Source organism: Nonlabens sp. (assembly GCF_051251825.1).
GTDB lineage: Bacteria > Bacteroidota > Bacteroidia > Flavobacteriales > Flavobacteriaceae > Nonlabens.
Window position 1 is genome coordinate 12,256 of record NZ_JBPOGG010000010.1, and the last position, 14,687, is coordinate 26,942.

A 14,687-nucleotide genomic window follows, 5' to 3' on the forward strand; every position below is an offset into this window, starting at 1 on the left:
TTTATTTTAATAAATGAGCGATACTGGATCGCATTTCTTCTTCTCTTTGAGTTCCTATGATATATTCTTTATCGGCTGTTTTAAAGTGCAACCCTTTGGAACCTCTCATATTATAAACAGTACCATAACCAGTCCATAGTCTAATTCCCCAGCCACCTATAAAACCGTAGTCTAAAATTTTGGCTTGTTTTAAATCTTTCCAAAGGAACTCTTTCTTTACCAATGGATAAAATTTCATCGTAATTTTTTCTTCAGTAATGGTCGTTTCTAAGCGCATCACAAAAATAAAAAGGAATAGCACTACCCCAATTGCGATTGGGATAAGTTTAGTAGCATAATGAGCATCTTTCATTTCACTTAAAAGCAACACTACAGGTATGATCAATGTTGCTATCATGATTAACCACAACCACCACTGATTGAATCGTTGTGTTTCTTGAAAAAGGATTTTATTTTTCATAAAATAATTCTTCGGGATAATGAATTTTAGTAAGGTATAAACCACCTGCCGGTGCACTTGATCCAGCTTTACTGCGATCACGTGAAGCAATGATTTTATGCATGTCTTCCACTTCCTTTTTCCCGTATCCTACATCGAGTAAAGTTCCTACCACAGCGCGTACCATATTACGTAAGAATCGATTTGCCGTAATGTGAAAAATCACCTTGTGCTCTTGGAATTCAAATCGAGCCTCAGTAAGATCACATATAAAGGTCTTCACATCAGTATTTGATCTAGAGAAGCATTCAAAATCTTTATACTCGAGTAAGATATTTGCTGCCTGTTGCATCAATTCAAAATCTGGTTTTCTGAAAAGCACATAAGCTTGCTTAATTTGAAAAGGATCTGGACGCAATAGAAAATGATACTCATAGGAACGTTTATAAGCATGGAACCGTGCATGAGCTTTGTCAATTACTGGTTTCACAGTATAAACCGCAATATCCTTAGGCAACCATCTATTCATTCTATAAACTAGGTGTTCCAGATCTATCTCACCTTTATATACAAAATGTGCTACCATATAAGCAGCGTGGACTCCAGCATCAGTTCTTCCGGCACCAGTAATAGCGATTTTCTCACGTAGCATTTTATGCAATCCATCTTCCAGCACTTCTTGAACTGAAATGCTTTGCGGTTGTCGTTGCCAGCCGTGATAGTTAGTACCATCATAAGCCAGTTCCATAAAATAACGTGGTTTATTTTCCATTGTTACAAAGATAAGTGGAATGAATTTGAAATTGAACTCGAACTTGAAATTTGACTATAGATGCCTTGAAAGGTGCAGACTTAAGTCTACACTTTTGAACACGAATAGTCGGTCGTCAAATAAACTCAAAAACTCATAGCTCAAAGACTTAACAACACACCAACTCACATACTATCTTTACACCATGAAAATCCTACTCCTTTCAGATACGCACAGTCATATCGATGATTTTATTATCAAGTACGTTAAACAAGCAGACGAAGTATGGCATGCTGGTGATATAGGTGACCTCAAAGTTACAGATCAGATAGCAGCTTTAAAACCACTGCGCGCTGTATGGGGAAATATAGATGATGATAAAGCAAGAATTCAATTTCCAGAGCACAATCGTTTTGTGTGTGAAGGAATGGATGTTTGGATTACACACATAGGCGGCTATCCAGGACGCTACAACCAGCGAGTGCGTCCAGAGATTTACGAGAACGCCCCAGATATTTTCATTTGCGGTCACTCACATATTCTTAAAGTGGTTAATGATAAAAAGATCAATTGCCTCCACATGAATCCAGGAGCGATAGGGATACACGGTTTCCATCATAAACGCACTATGCTTCGTTTTGAAATAAATGATGGTAAGATTAGCAACCTAGAGGTTATTGAAAAAGATCGGTAAATTATAGATAAGAAAAGTGGTAATAATTACGCTTTCGCGAAAGCGTAAAATACAAAAACCTGCAAGGTGGCGCCTCGCAGGTTTTTCACTAATAAACTAAGATACAGTGTTTAACGGAAACGATCTGCAGATTTTACGAGTTGTTCATCACTACGTATAGCTCTATTTGCAAGAACTAAAAAAACGATAGAAATGATAGGAATGAACATCCCAATGCCTTTCTCAGAAACCGCCGTTTCTCCAGACATAGTTAGCGATCGATAAACGAAAACTCCTAGCAAAATAAGGTTCAATAAAATATTAAGACGGCTTATCACCGTTTGTAACTTCCTGTTATTATATAAAAAGATTGCAATAAGAGACAATAAAGCACTGGCCATAAATGCGCCAAAATAGCTGTTCTCATCCATCGCAACCACTTCATTTCCTTCACCATCTACCCATAAACTCACGAGCCATATAAGTCCACTAGATGCCACGGCAGCTAGAAATAAATATATAGTTTGAATACGTTGAATCATAGTGGTAATAATAGTAAATCTCTTTACATAACTGATGTCAAAAATAATATATATCCACAAAAAAGCATAGTACATATTAATTTTTATATGTATTATTGCATGACTGATAGGTTAACCATCTCTTTCTAGGCTAACTAACTTCAAAATAATTTCTTATTTCTTCAGTTCTTCAACAGAACGATATATCACACACATTATAATTTATGTTTCAAATCGCTGATTTAAAATCAAAAAAGCTACCTGAATTACAGGAAATAGCTCAAGGACTTAATGTACCTAAGTACAAGCAGCTCAGAAAATTAGATCTAGTTTATAAAATTCTCGACCTACAGGCAGCAAACCCAGATGTAGTTAAAAAATTGGATGTAGATATTACACCAGCAAAATCTGAAAAAGCACCTGTCGAAGAGAAAAAAGAGGCGCCTAAACAGAAGCACAAGCCAAATCCTAGACCAAGAAAAGTAGTAGAGAAAAAAGAAGATTCTAAGGATTCTAATAATGACTCTACCAAAAAGGAACCTGCTGTAAAAAAGGAACCACGCGCACCAAGAGCAAAACAAAACGATAATCGTAATGAGAAAACGGATCGTACAAACGATAAGAATTCTAAAAACGATAAGAAAACGCAAAACGATAAAAACGACAAGCGCAACGATCAAAACTCTGACCGTAACGATAGGAACGATCGTAATAACCGTAATAAGAATCAGCGTAATAATAACAACAATGTCCCTAAAGGAAATAAGGATACTCGCAACCGCTACCGTGACCCAGAATTTGAATTTGATGGGATTATAGAAAGTGAAGGCTGTCTAGACATGATGCCAGACGGTTATGGATTCCTGCGCAGTAGTGATTATCATTACCTTGCCTCTCCAGATGATATTTATGTATCACAATCTCAGGTAAGACTATTTGGACTTAAAACAGGTGATACTGTACTAGGTATGGTACGTCCTCCTAAAGAAGGCGAAAAGTATTTCCCTCTTATCAAGCTTATTAAAATTAATGGAATGGACCCTAGTGTAGTGAGAGATCGTGTTTCTTTTGAACACTTAACTCCATTATTTCCAGATGAGAAATTCAATATCGCAGATCGTCAGTCATCTATTTCTACACGCATCATGGATCTTTTTGCTCCTATAGGTAAAGGACAGCGTGGAATGATAGTCGCACAACCTAAAACAGGTAAAACGATGTTATTAAAAGACATCGCAAACGCTATTGCTGCTAACCATCCTGAGGTTTACCAATTAGTTCTTCTAATTGATGAACGCCCAGAAGAGGTTACAGATATGCAACGTAATGTAGATGGTGAAGTAATCGCGTCTACTTTTGATAAAGAAGCACACGATCACGTTAAAGTGGCAAACATAGTTCTTGAAAAAGCAAAGCGTATGGTGGAATGTGGACACGATGTAGTGATCCTACTCGACTCTATTACTCGTCTTGCAAGAGCTTACAACACTGTACAACCTGCTAGTGGTAAAATACTATCGGGTGGTGTGGATGCAAATGCACTTCACAAACCTAAGCGTTTCTTTGGTGCCGCTCGTAACATAGAAGGTGGTGGTTCTTTAACAATCATAGCAACCGCACTTACTGAAACTGGTTCTAAAATGGACGAAGTAATCTTTGAAGAATTTAAAGGAACCGGTAACATGGAATTACAGTTAGACCGTAATATTTCTAACCGTCGTATTTTCCCTGCTATTGACCTCACATCATCATCCACGCGTCGTGATGATTTATTACTTGATGAACAAGCAGTAAAACACATGTGGATATTGAGAAAATACCTTGCAGACATGAATCCTGTAGAGGCAATGGAGTTTATCTCTCAACGTATGAAACAGACTCGTAATAATGAAGAGTTTATAGCAACTATGAACAGTTAAATAATTCATTAAATTTAATTGAAAGAGCTTTCATTATTATGGAAGCTCTTTTTTTTATGCTTTCGCGAAAGCGTTTATAACCAGAATTCAGATAAGCTCATCAATTCTACCAGTTAAAAATAAATATTCACTATTTTTAAGGACGTTTTACCCTAAAATGATCACCCATTGAAAGCAATCACAATTATCGTAGCCTTATCAAGCTTTTTTATAGCCACTGCGCAAGACAATCAACCTGCTCAAGCAACTACTATTAAAGAAAAATTTGAACAGACCATTGATGAAGCAAATCGCTATCAAGATTTTAAAGTGATTAAACAAAGTAAATTACAAGAGCTTAAAAAGGAAACCGTTGAACGCATAGTAGGATTAAAAGATTCTATCACAACTCTTGAAGAACAAATCAGTGCAAAGAATAAAAACACCATTGCACTAGAAGAACAAATTAAATTAAAAGATATAGAACTTAGCAGAATCGATGAGGAGAAAGATTCTATCTCTCTATTCGGCATCATGCTCGATAAAGTTACCTACAACCTTATTCTTTGGTCTATTATTGCTGCTCTACTACTAGCTTTCATAGTTTTAGTTTTTAAATATCGCAGTAGTAATGAAATAACTAAGGTTTCAAAAACAAATCTCAAACTCGCCGAAGAAGAACTTGAAACCTATAAACGTCGTTCATTAGAAAAAGAACAACACTTGAGCCGTCAGTTAATGGATGAGCGTAAAAAAACTTCAGGAAATAATAATCAGTAATTAATTTATTGAAATAATAATTTCCAATATATTATAGAAAACAATATCGGAATTAAAAGAAGATTTTATTTTTGGAGTATAAAAAAAGCCTTTCAATATTGAAAGGCTTTTTTTTTTAAATCTTAATTTGAAATACTATAGTGCATTTACAAACTTAGCAAGTTTAGACTTCATGTTTGAAGCTTTGTTGTCGTGTATGATATTACGCTTTGCAAGCTTGTCTACCATAGAAGTAACTTCTACAAATAATTTTTGAGCTTCAGACTTATCTTCTGTCTCACGTAATTTTTTGATAGCATTACGAGTAGTTTTATGCTGGTACTTATTTCTAAGTCTAGCTACTTCGTTTCTTCTAATTCTTTTTAAAGCACTCTTATGATTTGCCATATACTTTTAAATGTGGTTTTAATAAAACCTAATTGTTGTAGCCCGTAGGGGAATCGAACCCCTCTTACATGGATGAAAACCATGCGTCCTAGCCGATAGACGAACGGGCCATTAAATTGTTGCTCGTTTAGCGGATGCAAAAATAAACACTTTTTTCAATCCTACAAACACACAAAGCAACTTTTTTTAAAAAATTTTAATATGCTTTTGCAAATAACACTCTTCTAGCAGATTTTTCACCTGTAAAAACACAAGAACCTTCTTCAATATCGCCGTCTAAAGGAAGACATCTTATGGTAGCTTTTGTGAGCTCTTTAATTTTATCTTCTGTAGCAATAGTGCCATCCCAATGTGCAGAAATAAATCCACCTTTTGATTCAAGCACTTCTTTAAACTCATCAAAACTATCAACTTGAGTGATATGAGAATTGCGATAATCTAACGCACGATCAAATAAAGAGGTCTGGATCTCATCAAGAAGCGCTACTACTTTATCTTCTATCCCATCAATAGGTGTCGTTTCTTTAGAAAGTGTATCTCTTCTTGCTAATTCTACAGTACCGTTCTCAAGGTCACGAGAGCCTATCGCTATTCTCAAAGGAACTCCTTGTAATTCATGTTGCGCAAATTTAGCTCCTGGCCTTAAAGTATCTCTTTTATCATATTTTACAGTAACACCTTTAGAGCGCAAAGCTTTAGTTAATCCGTCAACAACCTTTGTAATTGCATCAAATTGCTCATCTGTTTTAAAAATCGGTACGATTACAACCTGATTAGGCGCCAAATTAGGTGGCAACACGAGGCCTTGATCATCACTATGAGTCATAATTAAAGCTCCCATCAATCGAGTAGAAACACCCCATGAAGTTGCCCAAACATATTCCTGCTTCCCTTCTTTGGAAGTAAACTTAACATCAAATGCTTTTGCAAAATTCTGACCTAGAAAGTGAGATGTACCTGCTTGAAGCGCTTTTCCATCTTGCATTAATGCTTCAATACAATAGGTCTCATCTGCACCTGCAAACCTTTCACTTTCTGTCTTTAACCCTTTAACTACTGGAATCGCCATAAAGTTCTCTGCAAATTCTGCATAGATATCATTCATTTGCTCTGCCTCTTCAATTGCTTCTTGTTTAGTAGCATGAGCTGTGTGCCCTTCTTGCCATAAAAACTCTGCTGTACGCAAAAACAAACGAGTACGCATTTCCCATCTTACAACATTTGCCCATTGATTAATAAGTAATGGTAAATCTCTATAAGACTGAATCCATCCTTTATAAGTATTCCAAATGATTGCCTCACTCGTTGGTCTTACAACAAGTTCTTCCTCTAGCTTAGCTTCTGGATCCACTCTTAGTTTACCTGGATTATCAGGGTCATTTTGTAATCTATAATGAGTAACTACCGCACATTCTTTTGCAAAACCTTCAGCGTTCTTCTCTTCGGCCTCAAAAAGGCTTTTAGGAACGAATAATGGAAAATAAGCATTTTGATGTCCAGTTTCCTTGAACATACGATCTAACTCAGCTTGCATTTTTTCCCAAATCGCATAACCGTAAGGTTTAATCACCATACAACCTCTTACAGCGCTATTTTCGGCAAGATCTGCCTTAACGACTAATTCATTGTACCATTTTGAATAATCTTCACTCCTACTTGTTAAGTTCTTTCCCATCGTTGTCTTTTTGGCACAAAACTTGATGTTTTATATTAAGTTTTGTTAAACGTTTTTATAAGCCGTCAAAACTACTTATTTTTATACTATCATCATAAATTATTACGCTATGAGAAATTTTACTACACTTTTACTTAAATCAACTGGGTTATTAGCATTTTTTGCAGTGGCACTTATCACCACTTCATGTGGCTCTTTTGATGCCGTTTCTTATAATGATGGAATTTATGGAGATAGCAATAATAACTATCAAGAGGAAGAAGAAACGGAAGAAGTTAACTACGAAGGTAATAGTGGTAGTTACTATAAAAACCTATTTGCCGAAAAAGCAGAACAATATGGACAGAGTTTTGAACAGGATAGCGTTTTCACTGATGTAGATAGCTATTCTTCTCAAAGTTATGATCAATCTAATCCTGATTACACTTCTAACTATGGTGGAGGAAATAGCGGATTTGGAGAAAACCCTACTCAAGTCACAATTAATTACTATGATAATGGTTGGAATAATTGGGGCTGGAACAACTGGGGTTGGGGAAGCTTGAATTATTGGGGTTGGAATAGAGCAATTGGCTGGGGTGGTTATCGCGGTGGATTTGGATGGAATAGAGGATTTGGATGGAACAATCCATGGTATGGCGGATACGCTTGGGGCAACGGTTTTGGCTGGAATAATTGGGGCTGGAATTATGGCTATTATGGCGGATTTAATAATGGTTGGGGAAATTATTATAATAGAAATAACTACGCTTACGTAAATGGTAACAGATCTTATTATGGTAGAAACTCTATCGCAAACTCTAGAGGAAGAACAACAACCTCTGTAGATAACAGAAATACAACTAGACGTAATGTGGGGCGTGGAGCAAATGGTGTAAGTCGTGGTAGATCCACTACAGCAACTAATTCACGTAGTACAACATCAAGAAATAGCACAGGAGTATCAAGAAGAAGTTCTTCTAGATCTAGCAACTCTAACGCAAGAGGAAGCTCTTCTAACAGATCTTCTAGAACATCAACAATGGGAAGTGGATCTAGTTCAAGCAGACGCTCTTCATCAGCATCTTCAAGATCTTCTAGCTCTTCAAGTAGATCATCATCTACTAGATCATCCAGCAGCAGTTCTTCTGGAAGATCTTCATCAGGAACTTCAAGAACCAGTGGTCGTAGAGGTTAGAAATAAATAAACTTTAAACATGAAAAAATCAATTATACTAAGTGCCTTTTTATTAGGTGCCATAACAGCCTATGGTCAAACCGTAGCAGACGGATTACTATATGGACAGCAAGGTTCTTACGGAACTGCCCGTTATAGAGGAATGAGCGGAGCTTTTGGTGCTCTAGGAGGTGATTTAACAGCAATAGGAAACAACCCAGCAGGATCTGTAATCTTTGCAAATCATTATGCAAGTGGTTCTCTTCAATATACCGGCAACCAGACAGACAGCCAGTTCAATGGAACGTTAAGCGAAGACAACGACCATGATCTTACTTTAAATCAAATAGGAGTAGTTCTAGTCTATAAAAATAGAAATGAAAATGCAGCCGTGACTAAGTTTTCATTTGGACTAAATTATAATGACACTCGTAACTATGACGACAAATTATCAATTGCTGGTACTAACAATATATCAATTTCTGAGTATTTTTTAGAAAATGCAAACGGTATTGAATTAAGTAATTTTCAACTATTACCTGATGAATCTGTATCTGGATTGTATCAATTTCTAGGAGAAAATGAAGGTTTCGGAGTACAGCAAGGGTTTTTAGGATATCAATCTTTTGTGATTGACGCAGTAGATAATAGTGATGATTTAAACACTGCTTATATTTCAAATACAGGAAACGGTTCTTTTGAACAACAACTCAAGCAGAATTCCTCTGGTTACCAAAGCAAATTGTCCTTTAATGGCGCTATCGATATTAAAAATAGATTGAGCTTAGGACTTAATGTGAATGCACATTACATAAATTATCAGAGATTTTCTTCGTTTGCAGAACAGAACGATAACGGAGCTTTAGTAGATGCCGTACGATTTGACAATAGCCTAGATGTTCAAGGATCTGGGATATCACTTCAAGCAGGCGCAATTCTAAAAGTGACTGATGCCCTTAGACTAGGCGCCAGTTATGAATCTCCTACATGGTATGAAATGGAAGAAACAATCTTACAAACTGTAGTTGCAAGACGTGCCGATGGTAGTAATGGTACAATCACAGAAGTTATTGACCCTAGAGTTTTAAATGTGTTTGCACCATATAACCTAAGAACTCCAGGTAGTGTGACTGGTAGCTTAGCTTATGTTTTTGGTAAAAGCGGTTTGATAAGTGTAGATTATAGTTCAAGAGATTATTCTAGTATGAAATTTAAACCTACAAATGATGCTTTCTTTGCAGCAAATAACGATCAAATTAATCAAGAATTAACTACTGCTGGAACTTTACGTATAGGTGGAGAATACCGTGTTAAAAACTGGTCTTTACGCGCTGGATACCGTTCTGAGGAGTCTCCTTATAAAGATAAAAATTTAATGGATGACTTAACAGGTTACAGTCTTGGACTAGGATATACTTGGGGTCAAACTACACTAGACCTTTCTTATGATCGATCTGAAAGAGATTATAGTAATCAATTATTTGACACAGGTCTTACTTCAAGAGCCGCAGTTAATAATATTCAAAACAACATCGTAGCGACTATTGGCTTCAACTTCTAGAGCTACTATCATATTATAAAAAAAGCCTTTGAGGATTTCTCAAAGGCTTTTTTTTAGTTTCTGACTATATCTCAAGTTCACTGTAAATACTTATTCCCAGTTTAACGTAAGATTGGACATATTTAGGAATGTGTATGACGCTTTCGCGAAAGCGTAATACAAACCGTCCTGTTACCTCTTAATAGCAAAGTGACCTGTCGCCTCACCCATTCTGCCATCTTGCTCATACTCTATTTTAAACCAGTAGTCAGAGCTAGGTAATGGCTGACCGTTATAAGTTCCATCCCATCCTGGACCCGTAGTTTCAAGTTGCTTCAAAAGTTTCCCATATCTATCAAAAATATACAATCTGGTAAATGGCAAACGGTCTGCTCCTATAATGTTCCATGTGTCATGGAATCCATCATTGTTAGGTGTAAAATAGTCTGGATAGCCAAATACAAATACCTCAACGATAATCTCACCACATCCTGAACGCTCTGCAATAGTTACTGAGTGCAAACCTGGTGTTACATTGTTGAATATTCCATTGTTCACATAAGGACCATCATCAAGTCTAAACCAGTATTCATCTGGACCAGATGCTGTAGCCACTACTTGATGATCTACCGCATAAGTACTAGTGGTGACATCTACACTATAATCTGTAGGGATTCCTGATTGTCTCACGTTTGTAGAGTCTGTGATATCACATCCTGTAGTGATGTTAGTCACTAGCACTTCATAATCTCCTGGCTCAGTGGCATCATGAGATGCACCTGTAGAACCAGCAATTGTTGCGCCATTTAAGAACCATTCAAAGGTATAACTTGCAGTACTCAAGCCAGTATCTAGAACTTCTGGACCATTTAATAATACACCATTAGGATCTATACAAAGTACATATTGAGATAACAATGCAGGTTGTGGTAATGGATCTAAAATTAAATTCACTGTAGTAAAGCTTACACAATCTGTATTATCATCTTCAACTCTTACAAATAAGGTTGTATTAGAATTATAAGAATAGTTTGAACTTACGGCATTTGTATCGCTATCTGCATTATTTTGAGACTCGTGATAACTTACTGTTAATCCAGTTTGTGTTCCTATTACTTGTGGCGTTACAGCTCCTAAATCAGCTATAGCGTTACCTGAACCATCATCACAATTATTAACATCCATAGGCATCACAACTACTGGTGCAGGAACTGCTTCTATCAAAAAACTTCCTATTGCAAAACATCCAGTGGTAGTATTAATGAGTCGATAAGAAATAGTTTGTGGATTTGCAGTATTTGAATAAGTATTTTCATCAAGAGCGCCAGTATCATTAAGTGCGTCCATGTTTGAAGCATAATATTGCACTGCTACACCTGTCAGCCCATTTGTAATGTCTGACTCGCGATCGCTTAGAGCAAAAACGGCCACAGTATCTCCATCTTCATCACACTCTTCTAGATTAGGAACCACAGCTATGGCTGGAATATCACTTAATATTAAATCAAAAGTCGTCGTATTATAACAACCTGTTGTGATATTCTCAACTCTTACATAAATAGTTTCTGGCGAACTTGTGTTATCATATGAAGTAGCTATAGATGGTGTACCAGCATCTGCAGCGGTTTGATCTAGGTGGTAAGAGAAAATAAAATCTGCAGGAGCTTGTCCATTTAATATTGCAGCTTCATTCTGTGTTAAGTCAAATGTCTCTACTCCATCTCCACTAGGATCATCACATTGCTCCATATTTGAAGCAGCGGTAACAGTAGGTGCCGGATTTAAAATCAAGTCAAATGTGGTTGTTGTATAACAATCTGTGTTATTTACATTTTCTGCGCGTACATAGATTGTTTGTGGACTCGATGTATTATCAAAATTCAAGGCTAACGCTGCTGTATTTCCGTCAGCATCTGCTTGTGAAGGATGGAATGTTATTGAAACGTCTGCAGCGTTTTGTGCTCCTAGAATAGCAGCCGTTTGAGCTGCTAGGTCAAATGATTCTGTTCCATCATTTGAAGGATCATCACATAAGGTTAGATCTCCTACCGCGTTTGCTATAGGTGTAGGATCTACAATGATATCAAAAGTTCCTGTCGCATAACAATTCATATTCCCATTAGGTGAAACTCTTACATAAATAGTTTCTACAGGAGAAACTACATTTGTATATGTGGATGGGTTAGGAATAGATGCACTATACATATCTGCATCCATTTGCGTATTATGATATGTTATGGTGAAGTTTGCAGCGTTTTGTGCTCCTAAAATATCAACTTCGTTACTGGTTAAGTCAAAAATCTCAAAACCATCATTAGTAATATCATCACATAAAACCAAATCAACAGCACTATTAAAAACAGCTTGAGGATCTACTTGAATTGTAAAAGAAGTCGTGTTAAAACAAGTGGCGTTAAGAACACTCTCGATACGTACAAAAATGGTTTCTGGTCCTGTACCGGCATTAATATAACCACTACTAGTTAGCGCACCAGTATCAGCATCAGCATCTGCTTGTGAATTGTGATAGGTGACATTGAAATCTGTTTGACTTTGAGTTCCCAGCACCATTCCTGTACGAGAAGAAAGTATAAAAGTCGCAAGTCCATCATTTGAAACATCATCACAAGCGATCATATCCATAGGCACATTTGCCACTGGTGTAGGAGAAACTGTGATATCAAAACTACCTGTATCAAAACAAGTAGCATCTGTCACGCTTTCTATTCTTGCATATATAGTTTCACTAGGAGTTTGCACATTTACATAAGTTGCTGGATTAGGTATAGATGAAATTCCTGCTGTAGCATTTGCCTGTGAGGTGTAATAAGTTACTGTAAAACCACTTGCAGACTGGCTTCCTAATGCTCCAGCATCTTGTGACGTTAAATCAAATGTTTCAAAACCATCATTTGATGGATCATCACATAAATCAATATTTGGAACGGCATTAAATGTTGCACTACCTACTGTAATGTCAAATGACTCAACTACCACACACATAGTAGTAATATCAGTAATAGCGGCATAAATCGTTTGTGGATTTGAAGTATTGGTAAAAGCAGTAGGAGTTCCTATTGCATTGGTAAGATTCTCAGCATCGGCTTGAGTTAAATGGTAAGAAATAGGGAAATCTGCTGCTGCAAGACCATTTAATATTTCGATATTTCGAGTTGTTAAATCCACGGTTGCTGCGCTTCCTGTAGGATCACAAATAACAAAGTCTGTAGGTACTCCATTTAAAATTTCTGGAAGTACATTTATACAAACAACCTCAGTATATGGGCAACCAAAGTTATCTATATACTCATACGTATAACAATTTGTACCAGCTGTAGTAGGCGTAACAGTAATGGTAGCACCATTTACATTTGTAATAGTTGGATCTGGCAGCCATTGTTCACTAGTCGCCATTGGTGTAAATGATAAATCTGCTGGGATAATGGCTGGATTAAAGTTAAGTCCCCAATAAAATATATAACCGTTATCAGAAGAAAGGTTATCAGTAATATTAATACACCATTGCCCATTAAGCGGTGAACCTACAAATGTACTGTATGGATCAACAGGCAAATAATCTCCTGCAGGCATGGTCGTTACTCCAGCTTGAGCCTGAGCCCATGTTTGAGTTGCTGTCTCTGTAAAAACATAGTCAAAACCAGTACCTGGATTTAAATTAGTGTCAACATCAATAGGTACTCCTAAATAAGTTCCTCCACCACTACTAAAAACGTGTAACGCAACTGTTGCACCGTTAGGAGCTGTTACCGTTAAATCTAAATCCCCTAAATACGAATGCTCCATATTCAAAAAGATATCTACTAAGTCAGTAGCATTTGTCATTGTTGCGCCTGGTGGGAATAAATCCACTGTCACACAAGTTTGATAACTGGTAGTACCATTATCATCAGGTAAAAAAGTTCTTCCTGTAATAGGTGGAGATGGTGTTATCGCAAATTCTACAGGAGTTACATTTCCATTAAGGTCAGTGGACTCACCAAAACATATGGTGTTATCCACAGCAGCAGTTCCCGTAAAATCGGGATCTGTGGACACATGAACAACCACATCACGAGATTCTCGATCTGAACAACCTGTCGCATCAGTAACTACAAAGTCAATTAAGTATATTCCTGAAGTAACATAAGTTTCACTTTGAATCGCTCCTGGATTTAATCCATTACCATTACCAAGATCCCATTCATATGTTGCTCCAGTTCCATCGACACTAAAAGTTGCAGAACCATCAAAGTTTACTGTGTCTCCTTGACATATACGTACGATTCCATCAGGATCTGGCGCTGGAGTCGTAACAATTGCCGTACTTATGGCCTGACATGGATCAAAACAACTTATTCCAGCTCTCCATCCAGCATCGTTCCCACTACCATTTGAAGTAAAAGTTACAGTTAAACATCCCGTAGGATTTCCAGCACTCGCTTGAAACAATCCTGGTGCAGTTGTAGTGTTTGTAAAAGTTCCTAATTGAGGTGCCGCGGTGGAATCACCATCATAAATGGTTAACACATCTCCTGTTTGAATAATCATCTGAATAAAATTCAGTTGCATTCTATCCGTTTGAATTCCAGGACACAACACTGCATATCCATTCATATTATTGCTATAGTTACCGTTTTGCCCGTCATCATTAAACGAACCACTACAGGTCACAAACCTAGTAGGCACTCCATTATTGTTAGGCATATTAATAATACCTTGACCATAGCTTAACAATCCTATAAATAAAAAGGCTGCTGTTATTAAATTTTTCATCGTTTTGGGCTTTGCTTTTTTTGCTTTTTCATCTGCTTTTACAAATATGCAGAAAATCATTAACATCATCTTAACGTAACAACACTTTTCTTTA

General features: G+C 36.8%; 11 protein-coding genes and 1 tRNA gene. 5 read left to right on the plus strand and 7 right to left on the minus strand.

Annotated elements, in window-relative coordinates; genetic code table 11:
- Position 1: 1 nt before the first annotated feature.
- Positions 2 to 460 (minus strand): hypothetical protein, encoded by a 459-nt coding sequence (locus ACSHWW_RS11425; protein WP_435682594.1) that lies wholly within the window; start codon positions 458 to 460, stop codon positions 2 to 4.
- Positions 450 to 1,211, minus strand: coding sequence for a tRNA pseudouridine(38-40) synthase TruA (gene truA, locus ACSHWW_RS11430; protein ID WP_435682595.1), 762 nt, complete (start codon positions 1,209 to 1,211; stop codon positions 450 to 452). Before truA ends, ACSHWW_RS11425 begins: the two co-directional genes overlap by 11 nt.
- Before the next feature lie 184 nt (positions 1,212 to 1,395).
- On the opposite strand from truA, the gene ACSHWW_RS11435 reads away from it, so the two are divergent.
- Positions 1,396 to 1,884 (plus strand): metallophosphoesterase family protein, encoded by a 489-nt coding sequence (locus tag ACSHWW_RS11435; protein WP_435682596.1) that lies wholly within the window; start codon positions 1,396 to 1,398, stop codon positions 1,882 to 1,884.
- A gap of 110 nt (positions 1,885 to 1,994) precedes the next feature.
- Here the strand turns inward: ACSHWW_RS11435 and ACSHWW_RS11440 are convergent, their stop codons facing one another.
- A complete protein-coding gene (locus ACSHWW_RS11440; protein WP_435682654.1) occupies positions 1,995 to 2,405 on the minus strand; it encodes a DUF4293 domain-containing protein in 411 nt (136 codons plus the stop codon).
- A 203-nt stretch (positions 2,406 to 2,608) separates the two neighbouring features.
- On the opposite strand from ACSHWW_RS11440, the gene rho reads away from it, so the two are divergent.
- A complete protein-coding gene (gene rho / locus ACSHWW_RS11445) occupies positions 2,609 to 4,303 on the plus strand; it encodes a transcription termination factor Rho (protein ID WP_435682597.1) in 1,695 nt (564 codons plus the stop codon).
- A gap of 168 nt (positions 4,304 to 4,471) precedes the next feature.
- On the plus strand, positions 4,472 to 5,062 hold the full coding sequence (locus ACSHWW_RS11450) for a hypothetical protein (protein WP_435682598.1): 591 nt from the start codon (positions 4,472 to 4,474) through the stop codon (positions 5,060 to 5,062).
- Between the two features lie 135 nt (positions 5,063 to 5,197).
- Here ACSHWW_RS11450 and rpsT read toward each other — a convergent pair whose 3' ends face one another.
- From rpsT to proS, 3 genes are all read right to left on the minus strand, one after another.
- Entirely contained in the window at positions 5,198 to 5,449 is a 252-nt protein-coding gene (rpsT, locus tag ACSHWW_RS11455) for a 30S ribosomal protein S20 (RefSeq protein WP_435682599.1), read from the minus strand.
- Between the two features lie 38 nt (positions 5,450 to 5,487).
- Positions 5,488 to 5,559, minus strand: a tRNA-Glu gene (locus ACSHWW_RS11460).
- Positions 5,560 to 5,645: 86 nt separating this feature from the next.
- Positions 5,646 to 7,124, minus strand: coding sequence for a proline--tRNA ligase (proS, locus tag ACSHWW_RS11465; protein ID WP_435682600.1), 1,479 nt, complete (start codon positions 7,122 to 7,124; stop codon positions 5,646 to 5,648).
- A 109-nt stretch (positions 7,125 to 7,233) separates the two neighbouring features.
- On the opposite strand from proS, the gene ACSHWW_RS11470 reads away from it, so the two are divergent.
- The gene (locus ACSHWW_RS11470; protein ID WP_435682601.1) at positions 7,234 to 8,301 is read left to right on the plus strand and encodes a hypothetical protein; all 1,068 of its coding nucleotides are present in this window, start codon (positions 7,234 to 7,236) and stop codon (positions 8,299 to 8,301) included.
- 19 nt (positions 8,302 to 8,320) lie between these two features.
- Positions 8,321 to 9,841 (plus strand): OmpP1/FadL family transporter, encoded by a 1,521-nt coding sequence (locus ACSHWW_RS11475; protein ID WP_435682602.1) that lies wholly within the window; start codon positions 8,321 to 8,323, stop codon positions 9,839 to 9,841.
- A 171-nt stretch (positions 9,842 to 10,012) separates the two neighbouring features.
- On the opposite strand, the gene ACSHWW_RS11480 is transcribed toward ACSHWW_RS11475, so the two are convergent.
- The gene (locus tag ACSHWW_RS11480) at positions 10,013 to 14,653 is read right to left on the minus strand and encodes a T9SS type B sorting domain-containing protein (protein WP_435682603.1); all 4,641 of its coding nucleotides are present in this window, start codon (positions 14,651 to 14,653) and stop codon (positions 10,013 to 10,015) included.
- Positions 14,654 to 14,687 lie beyond the last annotated feature (34 nt).